At 30.2% G+C, this 24568-nt stretch carries 19 protein-coding genes and 2 other annotated features; of the genes, 14 read left to right on the top strand and 5 right to left on the bottom strand.

From position 1 onward, the window contains the following. Positions 1 to 2: 2 nt before the first annotated feature. The 5 genes from P3X86_RS16115 to P3X86_RS16095 all read left to right on the top strand — a co-directional run bounded on the left by P3X86_RS16115 (position 3) and on the right by P3X86_RS16095 (position 5792). Positions 3 to 1265: a PTS sugar transporter subunit IIC gene (locus tag P3X86_RS16115; RefSeq protein ID WP_483293753.1), complete on the top strand. Its 1263-nt coding sequence runs from the start codon at positions 3 to 5 to the stop codon at positions 1263 to 1265. 76 nt (positions 1266 to 1341) lie between these two features. Then, positions 1342 to 1659: a PTS lactose/cellobiose transporter subunit IIA gene (locus tag P3X86_RS16110; RefSeq protein ID WP_483293752.1), complete on the top strand. Its 318-nt coding sequence runs from the start codon at positions 1342 to 1344 to the stop codon at positions 1657 to 1659. 15 nt (positions 1660 to 1674) lie between these two features. Beyond that, a complete protein-coding gene (locus P3X86_RS16105) occupies positions 1675 to 1956 on the top strand; it encodes a hypothetical protein (protein ID WP_483293751.1) in 282 nt (93 codons plus the stop codon). 75 nt (positions 1957 to 2031) lie between these two features. Next, entirely contained in the window at positions 2032 to 4674 is a 2643-nt protein-coding gene (locus tag P3X86_RS16100; RefSeq protein ID WP_483293750.1) for a sigma-54-dependent transcriptional regulator, read from the top strand. 14 nt (positions 4675 to 4688) lie between these two features. Then, complete coding sequence (locus P3X86_RS16095; protein WP_483293749.1) at positions 4689 to 5792, top strand: DUF871 domain-containing protein; 1104 nt, start codon at positions 4689 to 4691, stop codon at positions 5790 to 5792. Positions 5793 to 5830: 38 nt separating this feature from the next. Here P3X86_RS16095 and P3X86_RS16090 read toward each other — a convergent pair whose 3' ends face one another. Beyond that, positions 5831 to 6583 (bottom strand): hypothetical protein, encoded by a 753-nt coding sequence (locus P3X86_RS16090; protein WP_483293748.1) that lies wholly within the window; start codon positions 6581 to 6583, stop codon positions 5831 to 5833. A 175-nt stretch (positions 6584 to 6758) separates the two neighbouring features. Here P3X86_RS16090 and P3X86_RS16085 point away from each other — a divergent pair, with 175 nt between their 5' ends. After that, a complete protein-coding gene (locus tag P3X86_RS16085) occupies positions 6759 to 8570 on the top strand; it encodes a methyl-accepting chemotaxis protein (RefSeq protein WP_483293747.1) in 1812 nt (603 codons plus the stop codon). Between the two features lie 778 nt (positions 8571 to 9348). Here P3X86_RS16085 and leuB read toward each other — a convergent pair. The 3 genes from leuB to leuC are packed head-to-tail and all read right to left on the bottom strand — an operon-like array spanning position 9349 to position 12207. Then, positions 9349 to 10425 (bottom strand): 3-isopropylmalate dehydrogenase, encoded by a 1077-nt coding sequence (leuB, locus tag P3X86_RS16080; protein ID WP_483293746.1) that lies wholly within the window; start codon positions 10423 to 10425, stop codon positions 9349 to 9351. 11 nt (positions 10426 to 10436) lie between these two features. Next, positions 10437 to 10937: a 3-isopropylmalate dehydratase small subunit gene (gene leuD / locus P3X86_RS16075; RefSeq protein ID WP_483293745.1), complete on the bottom strand. Its 501-nt coding sequence runs from the start codon at positions 10935 to 10937 to the stop codon at positions 10437 to 10439. Positions 10938 to 10947: 10 nt separating this feature from the next. Further along, positions 10948 to 12207: a 3-isopropylmalate dehydratase large subunit gene (gene leuC, locus P3X86_RS16070; RefSeq protein ID WP_483293744.1), complete on the bottom strand. Its 1260-nt coding sequence runs from the start codon at positions 12205 to 12207 to the stop codon at positions 10948 to 10950. 55 nt (positions 12208 to 12262) lie between these two features. After that, positions 12263 to 12488: a binding site (T-box leader), on the bottom strand. Positions 12489 to 12777: 289 nt separating this feature from the next. On the opposite strand from leuC, the gene P3X86_RS16065 reads away from it, so the two are divergent. From P3X86_RS16065 to P3X86_RS16040, 6 genes are all read left to right on the top strand, one after another. After that, positions 12778 to 14394, top strand: a complete 1617-nt coding sequence (locus tag P3X86_RS16065) for a hypothetical protein (RefSeq protein ID WP_483293743.1) — start codon at positions 12778 to 12780, stop codon at positions 14392 to 14394. A gap of 233 nt (positions 14395 to 14627) precedes the next feature. Further along, positions 14628 to 15143, top strand: a complete 516-nt coding sequence (locus tag P3X86_RS16060) for a hypothetical protein (RefSeq protein WP_483293742.1) — start codon at positions 14628 to 14630, stop codon at positions 15141 to 15143. Between the two features lie 150 nt (positions 15144 to 15293). Continuing rightward, positions 15294 to 15536 (top strand) — a binding site (T-box leader). A gap of 43 nt (positions 15537 to 15579) precedes the next feature. Then, positions 15580 to 17112, top strand: a complete 1533-nt coding sequence (locus tag P3X86_RS16055) for a 2-isopropylmalate synthase (protein ID WP_483293886.1) — start codon at positions 15580 to 15582, stop codon at positions 17110 to 17112. A 332-nt stretch (positions 17113 to 17444) separates the two neighbouring features. Next, a complete protein-coding gene (locus P3X86_RS16050) occupies positions 17445 to 18431 on the top strand; it encodes a dipeptidase (RefSeq protein WP_483293741.1) in 987 nt (328 codons plus the stop codon). A 152-nt stretch (positions 18432 to 18583) separates the two neighbouring features. Further along, positions 18584 to 19234, top strand: a complete 651-nt coding sequence (locus P3X86_RS16045; RefSeq protein ID WP_483293740.1) for a response regulator transcription factor — start codon at positions 18584 to 18586, stop codon at positions 19232 to 19234. Further along, entirely contained in the window at positions 19231 to 20646 is a 1416-nt protein-coding gene (locus P3X86_RS16040) for a HAMP domain-containing sensor histidine kinase (RefSeq protein WP_483293739.1), read from the top strand. The genes P3X86_RS16045 and P3X86_RS16040 overlap by 4 nt, the downstream gene beginning before the upstream one ends. A gap of 119 nt (positions 20647 to 20765) precedes the next feature. On the opposite strand, the gene P3X86_RS16035 is transcribed toward P3X86_RS16040, so the two are convergent. Continuing rightward, a complete protein-coding gene (locus P3X86_RS16035) occupies positions 20766 to 20972 on the bottom strand; it encodes a hypothetical protein (protein WP_483293738.1) in 207 nt (68 codons plus the stop codon). A 143-nt stretch (positions 20973 to 21115) separates the two neighbouring features. Here P3X86_RS16035 and P3X86_RS16030 point away from each other — a divergent pair, with 143 nt between their 5' ends. Next, entirely contained in the window at positions 21116 to 22477 is a 1362-nt protein-coding gene (locus P3X86_RS16030; protein WP_483293737.1) for an MATE family efflux transporter, read from the top strand. Positions 22478 to 23003: 526 nt separating this feature from the next. After that, positions 23004 to 24269, top strand: a complete 1266-nt coding sequence (locus tag P3X86_RS16025) for an MFS transporter (RefSeq protein ID WP_483293736.1) — start codon at positions 23004 to 23006, stop codon at positions 24267 to 24269. The last annotated feature ends 299 nt before the right edge of the window (positions 24270 to 24568 follow it).

Raw genomic sequence — 24568 nt, 5'->3', positions numbered from 1 at the left:
ATATGCAAGGTATAATGAAATGGATAGAAGAGGTATTCATGCCACCTATGGCTAAATTATCAGAGCAGAGGCATTTGAAAGCAATTAGAGATGGTATTATTTCCACATTATCATTGATAATAGTGGGTAGTTTCTTTTTGATAATTGCTTTTCCCCCGATACCAGCATTGGCTGACATGGTTAAGCCGTATATAGGCGATATACTTATACCTTTTAGAATGACTATGGGCTTGATGTCACTATACGCTGCTTATGGCATGGGATATTCGCTTGCTAAGTCTTACAAGCTTGATGGTGTATCAGGAGGGGTATTATCATTAGCAGCATTTTTGATGACAGTAATGCCTGTGGCTGTAGAAGCACCAAAGGGAGTTGGAAGGGCTATTCCTATGGCACCTCTTGGAGGTTCGGGGATGTTTGTTGCAATATTATCGATGATATTTGCTGTAGAGATCTTACGTTTATTTAAAAGCAAAAACATCACAATCAAGATGCCAGAGCAAGTTCCAGAGTCTGTTGCAAGATCATTTGAAGCTCTATTTCCTGCTATGGCTATAGTTACGATAGTATGGATAGTTAGAGTTTTACTTAAGTTTGATATAAACTCATTTATAGAATCATTATTAAAACCAGTTGTTAATGTTACTGGAGATTCATTATTGGGTGTTATAGTTCCAATTTTATTTATTACAGTATTATGGAGTGCAGGTATACATGGTATGTCTGTAATAGGGTCATTAGTTAGACCTATATGGTTAGTTTTACTTGATGAAAACGTTGCAGCAGCTGCAGCAGGTAAAGCACTACCTCATATAGCTCCAGAACCTTTTTTCCAATGGTTTATATGGATAGGTGGAGCGGGTGCTACATTAGGTTTATGTATATTGCTTTGTTTTTCTAAATCTGAATATTTAAAAAGAGTAGGAAGATTTTCAATAATACCAGGTATATTTAATATCAATGAGCCTTTGATGTTCGGAGCACCTATTGTCATGAATCCTTTATTAGCTATACCATTTATATTAGTCCCTGTTGTTAACGGTATTATAGCGTTTTTAGTAACCAATGCAGGTATAGTTGAAAAGGTTTCCATAATAGCTCCTTGGACACTTCCAGCTCCTATAGGTGCATTTATGGCAACAGGAGGAGATTATATGGCTATTGTTCTGGCGGTAGTTAATATTGGGATATCGTTGATTTTATACTACCCGTTCTTTAAAGCATATGAGAAAAAAATGATATTAGAAGAACACCAACAAGCATAATTTATGGTGAGAGCTGTGTGTTATTTTCAACATAGCTCTTAGCCAACTTAACTTTATTAAGAGGGAGGCATTATATATGGAACAGGAGATATTTGAAATTATACTACATGGCGGAGATGCAAGAGCTTTAGCCTATGAATCATTAAAATTAGCAAAAGAGGGAAAAATAAAAGAAGCAAAAGATAAATTAATAGAATCTCAAAAAGAATTGGACTTAGCACATAATACCCAGACTAAACTCATTCAACTAGAAGCGGGTGGAAATCAATACAAAATATCTCTATTGTTAATACATGCTCAAGATCAATTAATGACTGCAATATGTGAAAAAAGTTTAATAGAAAATATGGTAATGATGTATGAAGAGATAAATCAGCTTAAAAAGCAACAATAATAGGAGGCGGATATAGTGAATATTCTACTAAAAGCTATTGGTATGTTTATATTAGTTATAGGAGGTGTCAAATTAACACATATTATTAATAGTAGGTATACAGTTAATAGATGGATATTAGGTTTTACAGCTCCATTGGTATTGATAATACCTAAGATAATTAGTAAAAACTTAAATTCAGTAGTATGGAATATATTGCAAATCATTTTTTCGCTACAATGTATAATGTTTTTCGAAATCACAAGAGAAATGCTAGAAAAGAAGAAATCAATAAGTATCTATAAGAAAGGAAAATAATGGAAAGTTACACTTGTGCTACTTTATAGTATAATTGGTTTTAATGAGAAGCCTTAATATCTAGGAGGTCATATAATGAACTTAGATGTTATATATAAAACGATAAAAGAGTTATGTAGGTTACAGTTTAGTAATAATGGCAATATATTAGGCGTTACTACTAATGAGTTAGCAAAGTTATTACAGCTACAAAGATCTAATGTATCTAGAGAATTGAGTAAATTGTATAATGACAATAAGATAAAAAAGAAACAAGGAAAGCCTGTTATGTACTATGTAGATGATACTATAAAGGAGTCGAATGAGGAAAAATGTATCTTTAAAAGTGTTATAGGTTCCAATGGGAGCCTAAAGCATCAAGTTTCTCTTGCTAAAGCAGCAATAGTTTATCCACCAAAAGGTTTGCATACGTTAATATTAGGAGAAACAGGAGTTGGAAAGTCTTTTTTTGCACAGTGTATGTTCAAATACGCAGTTGAAACAAATAGAATAAAGAACAACAAATTTATAGTATTTAATTGTGCTGATTATGCTAATAACCCTCATCTGTTGATTTCGCATATTTTTGGAGTGAAGAAGGGAGCTTATACTGGTGCAGATGAGGATAAAACAGGCATAATAGAAAAAGCTAGGAATGGAATACTGTTTTTAGATGAAGTCCATAGATTGCAAGCAGAAGGTCAAGAAATGCTATTTACACTTATAGACAAAGGAAAATATACACCACTAGGAAGTACTAGCGAGATACCTATAGAATTAATGATAATATGTGCTACTACCGAAAACATAAATGCATCGTTATTAAGAACATTTACTAGAAGAATACCAGTTATTATTAATTTGCCAACATTATCAGATAGAGGAAATGATGAAAGATTAAAAATCATAAAGACATTCATAGAGGAAGAAGCTAAAAGGATAAAAAAAGAAATAAGTATTGATGAACAGGTACTATCAGCTATGATGAATTATGATTGTAAAAACAATATAGGGCAGTTAAAAAGCGATATACAAATAACTTGTGCTAAAGCATTTCTAAGGAGTATTGGAGAAGACAATACAGTAAGGTTAATGCTAACTGATTTGAATGAAGAAGCACGCAATGGAATACTTAAGACTAAAAAAATAATACCTAACAATTGGGGAATAAAAAGTGATGATTTATTAGCTATTAATAAGATAGAGAGGCTAGAGGACAAATATAATGTTTCTCAAAACATTTATGATTTTATAGAAAATAGATGTAGTGAGCTTAGTAAAAAAGGCTATGATAACGAATCCATTAAGAATAGATTAACTTATGAATTAGAGGATTTCATCAATATTTATCTTAAAAACGTTAATACAAACCATGATGATAGTGAAATCAAAAATTTAGTCAATAGTAAGTTATATGAAATGTTAAAAAACTATATGATTTTGGCAGAATATAAACTTAAAAAAACTATATCAAAAAAAGTATTTTTAGGTTTATTAATACACATCAATATCTTCCTAAATAAAAAAAGAGTTGAAGTAGTAAATCCTAAAATAGATGAAATAAGGAAAAAATATTCTCAAGAATTTAAGGTGGCTATAAAGCTTGCAGAAAAAATAGAAGAATTATTTGAAATAGATGTGCCTTTAGGAGAAATAGGCCTTATTACTATGTTTTTTGCAGGAGAAAGAATTAAAGAAAAGAATAAGGTTGCAATATTAGTTGCAATGCATGGAGAAACAACAGCGAGTTCAATGGCAAAGGTAGCAAATAATTTATTAGGAGTTAATCATGTAAAAGCTTATGACATGAACTTAAACATTAAGCCACAAACTGCACTCAAAGAAGTAGAAGAGCTGATAAAAAAAACAGATGAAGGAATGGGAACAATTTTAATTGTGGACATGGGATCGTTATGTTATTTTGGCAGGATTATAGAGCAGAGAACTAGAATAAAGGTGAAAACTTTAGATATGGCTTCGACACCTACTGTTATTGAAGCATCCAGAAAGGCTCTAAATTATTGTTCGTTAGATGAAATAATAGAGTCAATACATAAAGACAAAAAATATTTAAGTAAAATATTTAATAATCCAGTACAATACAAAAAAGATGTAATTGTTACTGCTTGTTTGACAGGAGAAGGAACCGCTTTGAAACTTAAGGAGCTATTAGAGCAAAAATATGGATTAGACAAGTATGAGATAATTAATCTAAGTATTGAAGATAAAGAAAACTTTAAAATAATAATAAAAGATTTGCAAAGAAAAAACAATATTAAGTTTATAGTATCAGCGTTTAATCCTCATATTGAGGGAATCCAATATATATCTATACAAGATTTATTTGCAGAGTTCTATGGTTCTGATTTCTTGATAGATAATAAAGATGATAGAGTAAATCGGATAAAGAATGTATTCAGTGAATATATGAATATTTCAAATAGTGAATATGTCGTTGATTCATTTATGGAAATATTACTATATATGAGGGATACATTTAACATACAATTAGATGATGAAAAATTTAATGGCTTGATGATGCATTATGGAAGTTTAATTGAAAAGTTAAAAAACAAAGAAAATACACCTGAATGTAAAAAATTTAGTTTTATAATTAATAGATATGAGCAAAATTTTAACGCTCTTAAAAACAAATTAGTTCAAATAGACAGCAAAATAGGCGTTGAATTTAAGGATAAAGATATTGCAAACTTGGTGGAGATAATATTTGAAGTATGAGAGGAGATTTAAATATGCATAGATTAGGGATATCAGTATATCCAAACCATTCAAAATTAAAAGATAATATAGAATATATAAAAATGGCCGCAAAATATGGATTTAGTAGAGTGTTTACTTGTCTACTATCAGTGAATGGCGACAAAGAAGAAATTATAAAAGAGTTCAAAGAAATTATTTCAGTGGCTAATAAAAATAATATGAAAGTTATTGCAGATGTAAGTCCTAAAATATTCAGTGAACTAAATATAAGTTATAAAGATTTATCATTTTTTCATGAATTAGGGGCATATGGTGTAAGATTAGATTTGGGATTTACAGGAAACGAGGAATCTCTTATGACATTTAATCCATATGGTTTGAAAATAGAAATTAATATGAGTAATGATACATCGTATTTAGATAACATTATAATGTACAAGCCTAATACAGAGAATTTGTTAGGATGTCATAATTTTTATCCACATAGATACTCTGGACTTGAATACAACCATTTTATAAAATGTTGCAAGAATTTTAAGAAATACGGCATAACAACCGCTGCTTTTGTAAATTCACCTACAGCAACATTTGGACCTTGGCCTGTAAAAGAAGGATTGTGCACTTTGGAAATGCATAGAACTAAAACCCTAAAAGCACAAGTAAAACATCTATTAAACCTTGGATTTATAGACGATATAATAATAGCTAATGCATTTGCAAGTGAAGATGAGTTAAGAATAATGAACGATATAAACAAAAGCATGATTGAATTAGATGTTGAATTAGTTGATGATATCCCTGATCTTGAAAGAAAAATAGTAATAGATGAAAATCATTTTAACAGGGGAGATATATCAGAATACATGATTAGATCAACACAAAGTAGAGTAAAATATAGAAATCATACCTTCGAGCCATTTAATACACCTGATATCAAAAGAGGTGATGTATTAATTGATACATCTTTATATGGACATTATGCAGGTGAGTTACAAATAGCGTTAAAAGATATGGAGAACTCAGGTAAAACGAATGTTGTTGGAAGAATAGATGAAGATGAGATATTTCTTCTAGATAGTATTGAACCTTGGCAAAAATTTTGTTTTAAATTAAAACAAGCTGATGTTAGAAAATAAGATACTATAATAATTCTAGAGGTAGCAGAAAGTATAAATTAAAAAGATATACTTTCTGCTTCAAGTATTTTTTTGTAGTTTTTATTATCGTGAGTATACTCTAAATACGGTTTTAATATAAAATATCCATGATCATCATTTAAAAGAAAATTTACTCTCAAGAGGCACTTTTCATCAGGAAATATGGCTACTTTACTATTCAAATAATAATAGTTTATACCATTTTTTGAATAAGCTATGCTTATCTTATCAAACACATCATTTCCAATTATTATATCAGTTATATAAGCTGTTTTATCTGACACATTCTTAATCAAAGCATGATAATTGTCATCCTCTAATATTGCTTTTTCCAGTTGTAGTATTTTTTTAGGAAATAATTCAACATGTTTAGTAGGTGAATTATTATTTTTATTTCCTAATATATCAAAGGTCAGATTTTTAGTGTCAAATGTGTATATATCATTATTAATTTGTGTTATGAAACTGTTATATGTGTATTTGCCAGCAATATCTTCTCTAAACATAAATTGAAGGATATTTTTATAAAGCAGATTAGTTTTAAAACCAAAAAGCGCATTGTCATGGTATAAATTTCTAATAGAATAGCTTCCACTATAGGTTTTATCAAGGTTTATTCGTAAATCTACAGTGCTATTTTCATAAGCACAAAAATAGCCTTTTATTGGTGCTGGCTTATCTACATTTAAATCTTGAGCAGATCTATGAGAACTAAAATAAAATGATAGTAATAATGTAATAAAACACATTAAAATAGTTTTTCTTTTCATAATTATCTCTCCTTATTCTATTTATATTTTGCCTGATATTATAAAAATAAAAAGGTATTTTTATAATTAAAATAAGGAAAAATTAGTTTGTTTTCATTATAAAAGAAAAAAAAGTAAAAAAATCGAAGGAAATCTAACTAAAATGTCAAATTAATTATTATGGAGGAGGGATGTCGTGATAAAATATATTTTAATAATTATTGTGTTAGTTGAACTTATATATATTATTTATAGTATTATCAAACGTAGAAAATTAAACAAAAGAATAACAAGCTATTTGGATGAAATAACTAAGGGGAATTATAATGTAAACTTTAAAATTAATAAAGATATTGATAATAGTATGAATAAGATGTTAAAAGCTCAAAAAGATTTAATAAACAATATGAAAATATTGGTTAATAAGAGTTCTATAAATATAGCCAACTGTAACTTTGTAACAGAGGATGTAAGAATAGATATGAAAGAAATTACAGCGCATATTGATCAAGTAGCGGCAGGAATGCAAAATCAAACTACTAGTATGCTTTCTATTAATTCATTCATAAACAAAGTATACGAGAATTTTTTACTATCAAAAGAACATTTTCAAAATGTTATGATAGAGATGAGTAGTACTAAAAATATTATACAAAATAGCACAGATGATATTACAAAATGTTTAGAAAACTTCAATCAATTAGATAAAGAAGTCAACGAGTATAAAGTACAAGTTGATTTATTAGATGAAAAGGCATCAGAAGTTAATGTGTTTATAAAATCAATAGAAGATTTATCTGAGCAAACAAGCTTATTAGCATTAAATGCTGCTATAGAAGCTGCACGAAGTGGAGAACATGGTAGAGGATTTGCTGTAGTCGCAGATGAAATCAAAAAGCTATCAGGACAAACAGAGGACTTTACATATAAAATCAAAGAACTATTAAGTAATATTAGTACTTCGGCAAATGATATGAAAAAATCCATAGAAGCAGTAGCTAAAAAAATACAAGATGATTCTGTAAATTTACAGCAATCAACTAGTTTGCTCGCTAATGCAGTTGATTTGGTAAGTAGTTTAAATGACAATACCAAAGAGTATAATCAAAATCTAAATGAATTGGTCGGTGAGTTTTCAAGTATTAAAGAAGTAGTAAGCAATCTAACAAGCAATGCAGAAATAATTACTACATCTGCAACAGATATCAATATATCTGCACAGGAAGAAATTAAGGACATGAATATTATCAATAAGAGCATAACAGAGGTATCAAAATTTAACAACAAAATGTCAAGAGAGCTAGAGAGTATAGCAGATGATAGTGATAATGTTATAAATCTAGTAGCAACTCCATATCCACCATTTACATATTATAATGAAGAAACAGGTAAAGTTGTGGGTATAGATATAGACATTATCAAAGAAGTATTTGGTAGACATGAAAAAAAAGTCAATATAATATACAGTGATTGGGACAATGCTTTAAGAATGTTAAAGGAAGGTAAAGCAGACATCATAAATGCAATAAGCATAGACGAGGATAGGAAAAAATTAATGGACTTTAGTTTTGCTTATAGAGATGGTGGCGACGATATAATATTAAGTATAAATCAGGATTTTGATATAAGGACATATAGAGATTTATGTGACCACAGTGTAGGAATTATAGAGGGATATAGTTATAGTAAAGAATTTGATACAGATAATAAAATAAACAAAGAAGTCAGCCTAAATGAAAAAAATCTATTTAAGAAATTGATAAAAAAGCAAATTGATTGTATTGTGATGAATGAGTATACAGCTAAATTTTACATGGAGGCATTTAGCGTATTAGAAGATACAAAGGTACATTCATTTAAGTTCAAAGCAAGTGATTCTAGCGAACACAGATTAGGTATTGTGAAGAAAGACAAACTTAATGGTATAGATAAGATATTTGAAAGTGAGTACAAGAGTATGATGAATGATGGTAGCATAAAAGAAATATTGAGAAAATATAATTGTTAAATTACAAGGAGTGCTGGGTTGTGGCACTCCTTTATTTGTTTGATAGATCGTATATTCTACACATTACAGTTTTACTTGCAAGTAACTATGAAGAATCTGAATTAGGGTCATGTTATGAAGTGTGGGTCATTATTTTTTGTGGGAAGCATTAAAAAACATTATTCTAACTCGGAAAAGCATCTGTTTTTTTGATTGTAAAGATGATAAAACAGATGCTTCAATGTCGTTTACGAACAATGTTTTTCAGCTTCTAGTAGGTATAATGATTGTTCATTTTTTAGGGCAAGCCTTTGGAGTGTGAAAAAGATGCCCATTGAAAAGAATAGTTCATTGGTGAAAGGGAAATCGAAGATAATCTTTTCGGTGCAGTAGAGAAGCTGTTTCCAATAATTTAAGTAGAAGCGATGAAGAAACAGCTCCTCAAATTTACCTACAAGAAAAATTTTTCGATTCCCCTAGTTATACTATTGGTTAAAATACAAATAGTAGTTAAGTTGGTTCAACAATGATTGTAAAATTAATAAAATTTGTAGTTTCATCAAAGTAAATAAAACAATCAAAATACAAAAGTTGTTTTAAGTAACCATAAGACTCACAGCGATAATCTAACAATGTAACAAAGAAGCATATCCGTTTTTCTGAAGAAGCGACTTTAGAGGATTTGTTCCTACAACGCTTTTGCTTATATAATTAGGAACAAGTTCTATACGGAGTCCGTAAGAAATTAGGATATGCTTCTTATCATCAATAATTATTTATTTTGTCACAATAAAATAATCTACACTAAATTATCAATCACAAGTTGTCCCATTTCTTGAGTTGAAACAAGAGTATTACCATCACTCATGATATCAGCAGTACGGTATCCTTTATCTAGAACTTTCTGTACAGCAGTCTCTATGCAGTCAGCTTCCTTGATTAAACCAAAGGAGTATTTAAGCATCATACTTGCAGAAAGAATAGTTGCTAAAGGGTTAGCTATATTTTTTCCAGCAATATCTGGTGCAGATCCATGACTTGGTTCATATAACCCAAAGTTATAATCAGAAAGACTTGCAGAAGGCAACATACCTATAGAGCCTGTCAATACACTAGCTTCATCTGATAATATATCTCCAAACATATTTGAAGTTAGTACTACATCAAATTGATGAGGGTTGCATATTAGTTGCATAGCAGCATTATCTACCAACATGTGTTTTAGCGTTATATCAGGATATTCTTTTGCCAAATATTCAACAGTTTTTCTCCATAGCCTTGAAGTTTCGAGTACGTTTTGCTTATCTATGCTAGTAACAATTTTATTTCGCTTTCTAGCTGTTTCAAAAGCTATTCTAGCTATTCTAATTATTTCGGATGTATTGTAGTGTTCAGTATCATAAGCGTATACAATACCATCCATATTGTTACATTTACCTTTGTCTCCGAAGTATATTCCACCTGTTAACTCTCTAACTATACAAATGTTAAAGCCATCTTTTATAATTTCATCTTTTAAGGGACAAGAGTCTTTTAGTGCTGTGTACATATAAGCCGGTCTGATATTTGCAAATAGATTTAATTCTTTTCTAATTTTAAGTAAACCTGCCTCAGGACGTTTATCACCGTCTACATCGTCCCATTTAGGACCACCAACAGCCCCCAAAAGAACAGCATCACTATTTTTACATAATTCTAGTGTTTCGATTGGTAAAGAACTTTGTTTTTTATCATATGCTATGCCACCAATTAAAGCTTCAGAAAAGTTAAAATTGTGGTTATATATTTTTCCTATCTTGTTTAATACTTTAACTGCCTCAGTAGTTATCTCTGGACCAATTCCATCGCCCGGTAATAAAGCTATATTTAGATTCAATGTAATACCTCCTACAAGATTTGTTTGTTGTTTTTTGATATATGATTTATTAAACCATCATCGTTTATAATGTTTTGCATAAATTCTGGCAGTGGATTTGTCTGGTATGTTGCATTTTTAGTTAAATTATTAATTATACCAGTATTAAAATTAATTTCTATGGTATCGCCATGGGAAATATCATTTACAGCATCTTCACATTCAAAAATAGGTAGACCTATATTATATGAATTTCTATAAAAAATCCTAGCGAAGCTTGATGCTATTACGCAACATATTCCAGAAGCCTTTATTGCTATTGGGGCATGTTCTCTAGATGAGCCACAACCAAAATTTTGACCACCAACTATTATGTCATCACTTTTTACACTTGAAGCAAAAGTTGTATCGATATCTTCCATACAGTATTTAGCCAATTCTTTAGGGTCGCAGGTGCTTAAATATCTTGCAGGGATTATTACATCAGTATCTATATTATCACCATATTTGAATACATTACCTTTCTTAATCATGAGTAACCTCCTATATGTTTTGTGGATTTGTTAGTTTACCAGTAATAGCAGAAGCAGCTGCAACAGCAGGACTAGATAAATAAACTTCTGATTTTGGATGTCCCATTCGTCCTACAAAATTACGATTTGTAGTTGCAACTGCACGTTCACCCTCAGCTAATATTCCCATATGTCCTCCAAGACAAGGTCCACATGTAGGGGTGCTTACAACCGCACCTGCTTTAATGAATATTTCTATAAGACCTTCTTTGATAGCTTGTAAATATATGTCTTGAGTAGCAGGGAATATTATAGTCCTAACTTTTTTAGACACTTTTTTACCATCTAATATCTTAGCAGCAGTTCTAAGATCGCTAATTCTACCGTTAGTACAAGAACCAATAACGACCTGATCTATACTTATATCACCTATTTGGTCAAAAGTATATGTGTTCTCAGGTAGATGAGGAAAAGCTACTGTAGGTTGTATATCGTTTAAGTTGATGTCATATATACTATCATAAACAGCGTCCTCTTCAGGCTCGAAGATAGTATATTGTCTATTTGTTCTTTCTTTTATATAATCAAGAGTTACATCGTCTACGATAAATATACCATTTTTAGCTCCAGCTTCAATAGCCATATTGGCAATAGTGAATCTATCGTCAATACTTAGGTTTTTTATGCCACTGCCTACGAACTCCATTGATTTGTATAAAGCACCAGCAACGCCTATTTTTCCTATGATGCTAAGTATGACATCTTTACCACTTACCCAAGGATTTAAGGTTCCTGTCAAATTGAACTTTATAGCACTAGGAACTTTGAACCAACATTTGCCTGTAGCCATTCCTGCTGCCATATCTGTACTACCAATTCCTGTTGAAAAAGCACCCAAAGCACCATAGGTACATGTGTGTGAGTCTGCACCGATTATTACTTCGCCGGGAAGTGCTAGACCTTTTTCTGGAATAAGAGCATGTTCAATTCCCATTTCACCTATTTCAAAATAGTTTGTAATAGATTTATCGTTAGCAAATTCTCTTACCATTTTACATTGAGTTGCTGTTTGTATATCTTTATTTGGAGTAAAGTGATCAGGTACTATTGCTACTTTATCTTTATCGAATACTTTAGTAATATTCATTCTTTTAAACTCGTTTATAGCAACGGGTGTAGTTATATCGTTACCCAATACCAAATCTAAATCAGCTTGTATAAATTGACCAGATTTGACATGTGATAAATTAGCATGTTTTGCAAGTATTTTCTGTGTCATTGTCATTGGCATAATTATTCCTCCTAAAATCTATTAATCTATATAACAAAAAAATCCTTGAATAAAATTCAAGGACGAGCAGAGCACGCGGTACCACCTTAATTGCGTCATAAAGACACCTCTTAGCGTTGTAAAATAAAGCTTTGTAACGGAGCCAACCGTTATTCTCTAATTTCGGGTTTCAAGAATACTGCTCAAGAGTGAGTATATTTTGTAGGTAGTATCGGTTTTCAGCAAATACCGACTCTCTGTAACTTACCATGGTAAAATAGTGTCTCTGTCATAGCATTGTATTTAATTTCGTGCATTAAAGCGTTTAGTGTGTGTGATTAATTATTCATGATTATAACAATGTATTGTATGTAATGTCAATATAAATTTTAAAAATATTTTAAATCTTTGATTATAAACTAGATAAGTCTTGTTGATTTCGATAGTCTTATTTATTTTTACAAAAATAGGAAAATATGCTAAAATAGATTAGATGTAAAAATTTACAAAAAAGGAGATGATAAATAGTTTAAATTTTATTTTACACAAATAAAAGATGATTTTTACAAATAAAAACTAGGAGGAAAAATGATGAAAAAAGTTACTGGAATTTTAAGCATTTTCTTTGTTTTGCTGATGATAATAAATTTAGCAAATGTCAATGCTATGGGGGAAGATGCTAATGATGTACTAGTATCTATAAAAGCAAAAATTAATGAAGGTACAAATGAATTAAAAACTGCCCAGTCTAATGATAATGCGATATCTTATATTGAGGACTCTGAAGGCAATATTTATGGGCCAGAAGACTTTTGTTTTTCTGATGATAAAGTGCATATACTAGATACTTCAGGAAAGAAAGTATTATCATTTGAAAATGGTAAAATAGTTAATAGCTTTTCATATTCAGACGAAAAATTGAATATAACAAAGATAGCAAGTAACAAGGATAGTTTGTTTATGTTAGATACCAAAAATAATATAATAGTTGAGTATGATAGTAGTAATAATATATTAAAAAAACAAATCAATGAATCGTTAGTTGCGTCTGTAATAGATTTCAAAGCTATAAATGATAATTTGTATATAACTTTGGCAGAAGGTAAAAATGGGAGAACCTATAAAATTAATAATATAGAATCAGAACTATTAGGAATTATTGACTCATTTGAAGGAAGGATATTTGATGAAAATACACACTACAAAACTCAGCTAATACCAGAAGAGGGTAAAGATATTGGACATAGCTGTAAAGTAACTATAGAAGATGTGAGTAAAAATGAAATCAACGAAGTTACACTTAACTCTAAGCATTGGATTGTAGGAGCTCAATATCTAGGAAAAGATAAAAATAACAATATAATTATAAAGTTGATAGAAATGTCCGAGGATACTAATTACTATACAATTGTTGAAGAAACGATTAGAACCATTGATGCAGATGGCAATACTATTGGTATATCTGTAGTTGTTGATGAGCATAAGGATATAGTTAATGATATAAAGAGCTATGGGGAGAATTTATACAAGATTTATAACTTAAAAGATAAAATAGAAATAAGAATAGAAAAAAGTCCTTATACTAGCAATTATACTTCTAATTTAAAAAGTATCGCTCAAGCTAAAGAAATAAAAAATGATAATATTTTTAAAGCATCATCAATTTCAAGAAGTACAATTATGAGAAATGCTAAAAAGTATCATTCATCTTTTTCATGGATGTGTACAGATAAAAATTTGAAGCCTCTAACTAATTGGCAAAAACCAAGATATGTTTCTAGCGCTGGGAGTTATAAATATATGCCTTATTGTTGGGGCGGATTCAATACACCAAGTCAATATAAAAGTGGTATGACAGCAGGAGGTAGAGTAGGAAATATAAACACTTCCACTTCAGGACATGTTTACAATACCTATGGTGTAGATTGTTCGGGGTATGTATCTAGATGTTGGGGATTGACGTCAAAACACTCAACAAGAACATTACCTAACGTAGCTACAGTTATAAGCAAATCAAGTCTAAAAATTGGAGATGCATTGAATAAGGCTGGCTCACATGTTGTATTATATGAAAAAATGGATTCTTATGGAAGCTATGTATTATACGAAGCTACGAAGCTAAATGGTTACGATAAGGTATCACATACAACAAGAAGTGCAAGTAATTTGTCAGCTTATAAAGCATTAAAATACAAAAATGTGCAGTAGAATATTTTAAGACTATTAGGGAAATATAGTTTTGTACTGGGTGTTAAATCAGTTATTGTTAAAAAATTTACCAAAGATACGAGTTTAAGCTAAAAGCTTAAATTCGTATCCATTTTTTTAATTATCTGTGACTTTACATATTGATATAAGACAATAATATAATCCAAAAAAGGATTAATAAAAGGCATATTATTTACAAAATTTGTTTATTATTTATAGAGGAGGTAGTAAATATGATAAAAAATAAAATTATACTTATAGTTATGTTAATAGCAATATTGTTATTAGTAGCATGTGGTAAAAATGAAAACTTCATAGGAAAGACAGGTATTGTAATTAAAGAAGATTTGAAGGTTGACTTAAAAGATAAAGATCCGGAGAGTATGGATCTATCAGGGGTAGTCAGTTTAAATGATTTATTGTTAGTTTTAGATCAAAAAGATGATTATTTTAAAGTAATTGTACCTTATGGTGATATTCCAAGACCTATAGGTTATGTCCCAAAAGATGCTTTAAGCTTTGATGAAAAAGCTTTGAAAAACGGTAATCAAGGAGAACTAAACAATGTTAATATTTATGATAGTAAAGATGGAAAAATTATAGGAACAAAAGACGGAGTAGGATATATAGAAGAGAGAAGTGGTGAATGGGCATTATTTGAACTTCCAGGTGGAGAAGAACCATTTTGGGTGAAATTAAGCGATATAAGCTTTGATTTAAGTTCGCAATATCCAAAGAAAGAGCAATAAATATACATTTTGAAGGAGAATTTAGTGTCTCCTTCCTTTAAATTAATAGCATATTTTATTTTAACACAGCATTTTGATAAAGTATTCTTGAGCAAAGTGAAAAAAGTATTGACATAAATATATTTGTCTGATAGAATCCAATATAATATAACAAAAGCTGTGACGGAGAGCGTGTTTGAATATTGTAATCGAAGAGAGTCAATGGTTGGTGCAAATTGATATTGCGAGTAAACACTACTCACTCTTGAGCTGAGGTTCTGAAAATAATAGTAAGAGCTATCTGGTTCACCGACATTATAGGTGGAAAGTTTCAATGAAACTTTATTAAGAGGTTTTTGTATTTATGCAAAAACTATTAAGGTGGTACCGCGGGAATATTTACTCGTCCTTTTATTAGGGCGAGTTTTTTTATTTAATTAAAGTGTATAGTGTGAAGATGATTAATAATACAAAAATAAAGGTGATAACGATGATAAAGATATTTGATACTACTTTGCGAGATGGTGAGCAGTCTCCGGGATGCAGTATGAATTTATATGAAAAAATACAGATGGCTAAACAGTTAGAAAGTCTAGGGGTAGATATAATAGAGGCTGGTTTTGCAATAGCTTCAAAAGGAGACTTTGAGGCTGTCAGAGAGATTGCAAAGACAGTAAGAAACTGTACCATCGCTAGTTTGGCTAGAGCTGTTAAAAAAGATATTGATTATGCATGGGAAGCCGTCAAATATGCAAAAAAACCAAGAATACACACATTTATAGCAACATCAGATATACACATGAAATACAAACTAAAGATGCAACCAGAAGAAGTTATCAAAAAAGCTGTGGAAATGGTGAAATACGCAAAAAAATATTGTGAAGACGTTGAATTTTCAGCAGAAGATGCAACCAGAAGTAATCCATTGTTTTTAGCTAAAATTTATCAGGAAGTAATAAATGCTGGTGCAACAGTTATTAATATACCTGATACCGTAGGATACATTATGCCACATGAATACTATAATTTTATTAAAACTATAACTTCAAATATGTCCAATGCAGATAAAGCAGATATATCGGTTCACTGTCATGATGATTTAGGTATGGCTGTAGCAAATACGCTTTCAGCCATTAAGGCAGGTGCCACGCAGTTTGAATGTACAATAAATGGTATAGGAGAAAGAGCAGGAAATGCGGCGTTAGAAGAAGTAGTTATGGCACTGAAGACTAGAAAAGATTATTTCAATCAAACCTGTTATATAGATACCACGCAAATAATGAGGACTAGTAAACTTTTAAGCACTATTACAGGAGTACAAGTTCAGCCTAATAAATCGATCGTAGGAGACAATGCATTTGCTCATGAATCTGGTATACATCAACATGGAGTACTTGAAGAAAAAAGCACATATGAAATTATGACACCAGAATCTGTAGGACTTAACAAAAACAAAATGGTATTAGGAAAGCATTCTGGGAAACACGCTTTCAAAGATCGAGTAAAGAGTTTAGGGTATGATTTATCTGAAGAAATTATAGTTAAGTTGTTTAAACAGTTTAAGGATTTAGCAGACAAAAAGAAGAATGTATTTGACAAAGACATAGAAGCATTAATATCAGGCAAAACAATAAAAATTCCTAGTGTTTATACACTAAATAGATTTGTTATAAATAGTGGTAATACAATATCATCAACAGCTACTATAGCATTAGAAAAAGATTCTATAACTATTGAAGACTCAGCTATGGGAGATGGACCTGTAGATGCTGCATTTAAAGCTTTAGAAAAATTAGTCTCTATGGATCTAGTTTTAGAAAATTATAGTCTTAATTCTATAACAGAAGGGAAAGATGCTCAAGGGGAAGCAATAATAAAGCTAAGACATAATTCTAAAATATATACAGGAAGAGGTTTAAGTACCGATATTGTAGAAGCTAGTATTAAAGCGTATATAGCAGCTGTTAATAAAGTAATGTTTGATATTTAACTAAAATGGATAAGGTTGTCATGTAAGACAACCTTATTAGGTTGATGACAAAGTCATCAAGATAACAGACTATAGTAGAAGTACAAGTTCAAGGCGTGTTAAAATTTGAGTAGCAGAGCTTACTTAGAGGTAAGTGAGCAACGGAAATTTTAATAACAACGCAGAAATTGGGCTTTTGTCTACAGTCTGATAAGGTTGTCATGTAAAACAACCTTAATTAGATTTGCTTAGAAAGATGGATTTTTAATAACAAAGGATATATAATGTATATATAGTTATAATATCATTTAATGAGGGGAGGAATTATTATTAATGAAAGAGTTAAAGATTTAATGAATAAGTTTCCTATTGTTGATGCGCATTATGATATATTAGTAGACGTGACTAAAAAGAGAGCACAGGGGAAGACTAAAGTCATAGAAAGAGAGTATTTAAACGAATTTAGAGAAAGTGGAGTTAATATAATAGTATGTTCTATTTTTTTAGATAGCATATACGTTCCAGAGATGGCTCTTAGACAAGCGTTAAACCAAATTAATGCATTATATTTAGAGGTAGAAGAATCTCCAGAAGATTTGATGCTATGTAGGAGCTATGATGATATTACAAAGGCTTTAGACAACAATAAAATAGGGTTTTTGTTATCATTTGAAGGGGTAGAGCCATTAGGAAACGATATAAATTTACTTAAAATATTCTATGAATTAGGAGTAAGATTAGTAGGTCTTGTATGGAGCAGAAGAAACTATGCTGGGGACGGAAGTAGCTTTACTACCGATCATAGAGGGACAGGTTCTGGGTTAACAGAGTTTGGGAAAGAGCTTGTAAAAAGAGCAGAAAAATTAGGGATGATAATAGATGTCAGCCACTTAAACGATGAAGGTTTTTGGGATGTCATGAAGATAGCAAAAAATCCGGTCATAGCTTCTCATTCAAATTGTAGAGAACTGTGTAAGCAGATGAGAAATTTAAGAGATGAGCAAATACAAAGCTTAGCTTCAACTGGTGGCGTTATAGGTATGAATACATGTAGTAAATTTGTATCTAACAAAGAAGAAGACAAGAATTACAAGACACTAGTAAATCATATAGATTACATAGTGAAACTCATAGGAATAGAGTATGTTGGTTTTGGATTTGATTTTTGTGATTTTTTAAGAGAAAATAAAAAAAGTGAAGTATTTGATGTACTAGATTCATATAAAGAATTACCTCTGTTTGTGGAGGAATTAGTTAATAGAGGCTATTCAGATGAAGATATTAAGAAAATAGTTGGAGATAATTTCCTGAATGTATTTAAAAAAGTATTGAATAAATAGAATAATCGTCGTCTTGTAAGATTAAACTAATCACATAATTTCACATATTAATTGTGTACTTAATTAAAAAAATATATGATAAAATAGTAAAAAAAGGGTGGGTCAAACTAATTGAAACATCCTTTTCTATGTAATATGTGTGAGGTGAAACTATGTATAGAATAAATTTATTAGAAGATGAAAAGAATCTCAATGATTTACTGACATTTCATTTGCAAAACGAAGGGTGGCAAATACAGTCATTTATCCGAGGGTTAGATGCGTTAGAGCATATAAACGATGATGTTGATCTATGGGTCTTAGATATCATGGTTCCTGATTTGGATGGCTATGCTTTAATAAAAAAAATAAAAGAAGTTAAAGATGTACCAGTGATTTTTATATCTGCTAGAGATAAAGATATAGATAGAGTAATTGGTCTTGAATATGGTAGCGATGATTACATAACTAAGCCATTTTTGCCAAGAGAACTCATATTGAGAATAGAGAAGTTGTTATCAAGAAATACTTCAAAGGATATAATAAATGTAAACGGATGTTACACTCTTGATAAAAAGAGAAGAGAATTATTATTAGATAACGAGGTCATAGTGCTTACATCAAAAGAGTTTGATTTAGTACAAGTCATGATAGACTCACCTAGAAAGGCTTTTTCTAGAGATGATTTATTAAACAATGTATGGGGTGATGACTATTTTGGAAGTGAAAGAGTTGTTGATGATTTAGTCAGGAGGATTAGAAAGAAATTGCCAAATTTAAAGATAGAAACAGTATATGGTTATGGGTATAGGTGGATTGAATGAAGCGCAAATCATTGTTTAAAAAATATATAATGTGGTCTTTGATAATAATATTTTCCCTATTATTATTGCTAATCAGTATAACTTATAAGAGTATTAAAGATTTTTTTACAGATGAGACATACAATACAATAGAATACGCACAAAATTTAAGAACGGATACAATAAAAAAGAGATTGGATGCTAACGAAGATTTTCATATAACAGACGAAATAATAAATCAAAATTTTCGAGCAGTGGGTCATATAATATTAGTATATGATGAGAGTAAAAACGAGATTCGTGCTTTCACAAATAGCTTATCTTCAATAAATAAAGATGTTCTAAAGAAAAATATAATAGAAATAAACATGAATAATTATAATAAAAAAAGGTATGTTCAAACTATTCAGGGGAAGAAGCTATACTACGTAATAAAAAAGATTGATTCTAAATTTGTGGCTAGAAAAGTATTTAACTTAAAAAAAGGAATATTAGGGCAAAGAGATCCTGCCAGAGTAAGTGGATATCTGTTATCATATATGTGGGAAACATACTCAAATGAATTAACTAGAAATATTTTTAGTCAATTCATTATAGTTGTATTTTCTTTTGTGATAATTATATTAGTTACATCATATATCATGATAAAAAAAATATCTCGCAGATTTAAAAAACTGGAAGTAGATGTTGCAAACATAGCTCAAATGAAGTTAGATAAACCTATAGTAGTCGAGGAGGATGATGAAATAGGTAGACTAAGCCGAAGTATAGATAAAATGAGGATTCAATTGAAAAAGCATGACGAAGATTTGAGGAATTATTTCCATAGTATTTCACACGAGTTAAAGACTCCAATTATGATAATAAAGGGATATACTGATTCGATACTTTGCAAGAAATATCCTAAAGGAAATTTGGATAGTTCACTATATGTAATAGATGAAGAGATAGATAGGCTAGATACTATGGTTAAAAATATATTATATCTTAATAAAATTGATTTTATATCAAAAGGTTATTCCAGCAAAGATAAAGTTGATGTTGTGAAATTGATATACAATGTATCAGAAAGATTTAAGAATCTTGATCATTCTATAAAATGGCAATTAGATTTGCCAGATTTTTATACTGTAAGAGGGCAACAAGAACAATGGGAATCAATTCTTAATAATCTATTAGACAATCAAGTGAGATATGCAGATAAAAAAATAAAGATATCAATAGTAGATGAAAATATACAAATAAGTAATGATGGAGAACATATGAGTCCAAGAATTTTAGAAAAGTTATTTAATCCATTTCACAAAGGTGAAAAAGGAAGTACAGGGCTGGGGCTATATATTGTAAAGAGACTGCTGAACTTAAATAAATATGATATTATAGCTAGAAATGAAGAAGTAGGAGTAATTTTTTGTATAAAAGATATAAGTTAATTTTTATTATTGGTATTACAATAGTAAACTTTATGTGAATATAAATGAATAAATAGCTTAAATAGAGAACTACCTTAGGTTAAAGGCAGTTCTCTTTATTTAGCTACGATGATATGTAACTAATCATCAATCTTATACGTGAAAGGATATACATCTTCAGCTGTCTTATCTAGTTTATTTGCAAATGCTTTAGCGTCTATTTCTTCTACAGTGTTTCCATCTTTATAAACCTTCATATTCCAAACTTCACCATCTTCTTTTACAAGCAAATCTGCTTTATAGGTTGAGCCATCATCAAATGTTACACTTCCTTTTTTCCAAGGCATATACATTTCTCCTTTCATTTAGTTATAGTAATATTTTTATCAAATTTATAAAAAAAATACATATTATCACATACTAAATAATGCTTGCTTTTACGTCGTATAATTTGGTATATTAATTCTAAGACACACAAAAAGGAGAGAACATGTTTAATAAAAATAATATAAGAGAAGTACTAAAACTCTCCCTGCCAGCTGTAGGAGAAATGATACTATATATGCTGATATGGGTATTTGATACTATGATGGTAGGTAATTATGGAGGAAAAGTTAGTGTAACAGCAGTTGGACTTACATCTGAAATTATATATACATTTATAAATATACTAATCGCTATGGGCATAAGTGTTGGAATTACATCATTAGTTGCAAGAGAATTGGGAGCAAAAAACAAGCAAAAAGCTGAAGAATACGCTAGTTTAGGGTTTGTATGTACAATTGCTATTGCTTTAATAGTTTCACTTATATTCTTTATATTTCCATCGCAGATATTGACAATGGCGAAAGCAAAAGGGAAAGTTCTATTCTATGGCGCAAGATATATGAGGATTTGTTCTATAGGTACTTTTTTTAATATGGCTCAGACTTCAATAAACGCTGTTTTAAGAGGTAGTGGAAATACGAAGACACCACTTAAAATATCTATAGTAGTAAATGTAGTTAATATAACTTTAGACTGGGTGTTGATATACGGGAAATTTGGTTTACCAGAGCTGGGAGTATCAGGAGCTGCTATAGCTACTACTACGGCAAATATATGCGGTATGGCATTAGCTCTTAGTTATACAATGAAATCAGGATATATCAAACCAAAACTTAAATATATAAAAAACTATAGTGTTAAAAGATTAAAAGGACTTATAAATCTATCTATACCATCAGCACTTCAAGAAGGTGCATTTAGCATAAGTAGGTTAATTAATATATTTATGATTATGTTATTAGGAGATGCGTCTTTTTCAGCAAATCAAATAACTACTACAATAGAATCACTTTCGTATATGCCGGGGTGGGGATTTGCTGTAGCAGCAACAACATTAGTTGGTAATAAGGTTGGTGCTAAAGATTATAAAAAGGCAAGAGAATACATGAATATATGTCTGCTATTTGGAACAGGTATAATGGCATTGTTAGCAGTAGTGTTCTTACTTTTCCCAAATCAATTAATAGCCTTGTTTATAAAAGATTCTGAAACACAGACTATATCTTTAGGAGCATCATGTTTAGTTATAGCATCTATTGAGCAGATACCAATAGCTATATCCATGATATTAGGTGGAGGGTTAAAAGGAAGTGGAGATACTAAAAGTCCGTTCATAGTATCTGTTATATCAAACTGGGCATTCAGATTGCCAATGATGTATTATTTTATATATGTAAATAGAAAGCCAGTAACATATGCATGGAGAATAGCAGCTGTTCAATGGTTTATAGATGCAATATTACTTCTTATTATATATAAGCGAAGGACAAATGAATGGAAGAATCTAGAGAAAAAGTTCAATTAACATTTGACATCATAGATGGAATATAATAGAATTTAATAGTGATAAATTATATAATCATAAGGGAGGTCGTTAAAATGAAAAAAATAAATAATAATGCCAATGTTAACACTACAATTTTTAATAAATATATAATAACGGCCAGTGCAGTTTATTCTATATAATTTATCCGAAAAATTGTTTATTAGACCACAGGTTGTATAGCTTGTGGTCTTTATTATTTAAAGTAGAGATGTCTGGGGGATGGGGCATCTCTCTGACTGTAGACAAAAGTCCAATTTCTGAGTTGTCGTTAAATTTCCGTTGCTCACTTACCTCTAAGTAAGCTCTGTTACTCAATTTTGACACGCCTTAAATTGAACTCTTACTAAGTTTTCTATCTAGATGACTTTGTCATCTATTTTTTTAAAAGGAGGAATAATATGTTAAAAACAAGAACAGAAACAAAAACTATAAATTTAGAAGAGAAGCAATTTACGTGAGCTAGGAAAAGTGACAATCTGACAAAAGAAAAAGGAGCGACTTAATTATGGGTATAGTAAAAAAGATATTTAAACCATATATGGGGTTACCTAAAGCTGTATATGTAATATTTATTTCAAAAATAGTAAATGCTATGGGAGCATTTGTAATTCCATTATTGACATTAATACTAACAAAGAAAATAGGGCTAGCTGAAGATGATGCTGGATTTTATATCGCGTTGCTTGGATTTATATACATGCCAGCAGCACTAATCGGAGGCAAGATAGCGGATAGTTTTGGAAGAAAAAAAGTAATAGTGATATTTGGTACATTAGGAGCAGCTTGTTATTTTTTATGTAGCACTATAGAAACTAGTATAACTACAGTATTTTTGATAGGAGGGGCGTCATTTTTTTTCGGAATTGCTGGACCAGCACATGATGCACTTATTGCAGATATAACAACTCCTGAAAATAGAGAAGGAGCATACTCACTTTCATATTTGGGGCACAATATGGGGTATGCATTAGGACCTGCTATAGGAGGATTGTTATTTGAGAATCATTTTAGATGGGTATTTATAGGCGATGCAGTAACTGCCATATTAGCTATAAGTTTAGTTTTAATATTTGTTAAGGATACTTTGTCACAATCTAAAGAAGAGGTATTTGATGAAAATAGAACTATGGAAAAGCATGTAAATGGGTCGGTTATTAAAGTATTATTAGATAGACCAATATTAATATTCTATGCTATTATAATGTTTGGATATTCATTTGTGCGTTCTGAGTGGAGTTTCTTAGTACCGCTACATACCGAAGCAAATTATGCTAATAGTGGAGCAAAATTGTTTGGTTATATAGCAAGTTTTAATGGAGCTGTAGTAATGCTTTTTACAGCAACTGTAACAGCTTTATTAGTTAAAACGAAAATCAATAATATAAGAAAGATAGCTATAGGTGGAGTGTTTCATGCACTAGGATTAGGTATGTTGGGATTTTTCAGTAATAAAACAGCTTTTTTTGTATCTATGTTTATATTTACAATAGGAGAGATTATTGTTGTTGTTTCAGCATCTCCATTTATAATGAACCATACGCCAGCTTCACATAGAGGAAGAGTAGGAGCCTTACTACCTACGATAATTGGATTTGGACATGTATTAGGGCCACTTATAACTGGGAAAATACTTCAAGTTGCATCAATAGAAACTATGTGGAAAATAGTACTTGTAATCATGCTTATATTCTCATATTTTATGATTTTATTAGAGAAAAACGAAGGGAGATTAGGAGGAAAAGTAAAGCAAAGACAACAAATTAATGCGTAGAATCAAAAAATGAAAAAATACAGAAAATTATAATTATTATTTGACATCATACTTACAATATAATAAAATTTATGGTGATGGATTATATAAATACATAAGGGAGGTCGTTATAATGAAAAAAATAAATAATAATGCTAATATAAACATTACAATTTTAAATAAATATATAATAACGACCAGTGTAGTTTATTCTATATGATTTATCCATAAAATAGTATATAAGACCACAGGTTGTATTTAAAATGGACGCTATAGACTAAACGCTAAAAAAAGCCTTAGTTTATAGGGTTTTTTTAGTA

Source organism: Abyssisolibacter sp. ZYX002, assembly GCF_056892235.1.
Note: the sequence above shows the minus strand (reverse complement) of the source record. Positions and strands in the feature narration are given on the sequence as shown.

Bases quoted from the DNA above. Each gene is read 5' to 3' on its own strand.
- P3X86_RS16115 (WP_483293753.1), top strand. From the start codon at position 3: ATGCAAGGTATAATGAAATGGATAGAAGAGGTATTCATGCCACCTATG.
- P3X86_RS16045 (WP_483293740.1), top strand. From the start codon at position 18,584: ATGTATAGAATAAATTTATTAGAAGATGAAAAGAATCTCAATGATTTA.
- P3X86_RS16040 (WP_483293739.1), top strand. From the start codon at position 19,231: ATGAAGCGCAAATCATTGTTTAAAAAATATATAATGTGGTCTTTGATA.
- P3X86_RS16090 (WP_483293748.1), bottom strand. From the start codon at position 6,583: ATGAAAAGAAAAACTATTTTAATGTGTTTTATTACATTATTACTATCA.
- P3X86_RS16035 (WP_483293738.1), bottom strand. From the start codon at position 20,972: ATGCCTTGGAAAAAAGGAAGTGTAACATTTGATGATGGCTCAACCTAT.
- P3X86_RS16110 (WP_483293752.1), top strand. From the start codon at position 1,342: ATGGAACAGGAGATATTTGAAATTATACTACATGGCGGAGATGCAAGA.
- leuC (WP_483293744.1), bottom strand. From the start codon at position 12,207: ATGCCAATGACAATGACACAGAAAATACTTGCAAAACATGCTAATTTA.
- P3X86_RS16030 (WP_483293737.1), top strand. From the start codon at position 21,116: ATGTTTAATAAAAATAATATAAGAGAAGTACTAAAACTCTCCCTGCCA.
- leuD (WP_483293745.1), bottom strand. From the start codon at position 10,937: ATGATTAAGAAAGGTAATGTATTCAAATATGGTGATAATATAGATACT.
- P3X86_RS16065 (WP_483293743.1), top strand. From the start codon at position 12,778: ATGAAAAAAGTTACTGGAATTTTAAGCATTTTCTTTGTTTTGCTGATG.
- P3X86_RS16100 (WP_483293750.1), top strand. From the start codon at position 2,032: ATGAACTTAGATGTTATATATAAAACGATAAAAGAGTTATGTAGGTTA.
- P3X86_RS16095 (WP_483293749.1), top strand. From the start codon at position 4,689: ATGCATAGATTAGGGATATCAGTATATCCAAACCATTCAAAATTAAAA.
- P3X86_RS16025 (WP_483293736.1), top strand. From the start codon at position 23,004: ATGGGTATAGTAAAAAAGATATTTAAACCATATATGGGGTTACCTAAA.
- P3X86_RS16050 (WP_483293741.1), top strand. From the start codon at position 17,445: ATGAATAAGTTTCCTATTGTTGATGCGCATTATGATATATTAGTAGAC.
- P3X86_RS16060 (WP_483293742.1), top strand. From the start codon at position 14,628: ATGATAAAAAATAAAATTATACTTATAGTTATGTTAATAGCAATATTG.
- P3X86_RS16055 (WP_483293886.1), top strand. From the start codon at position 15,580: ATGATTAATAATACAAAAATAAAGGTGATAACGATGATAAAGATATTT.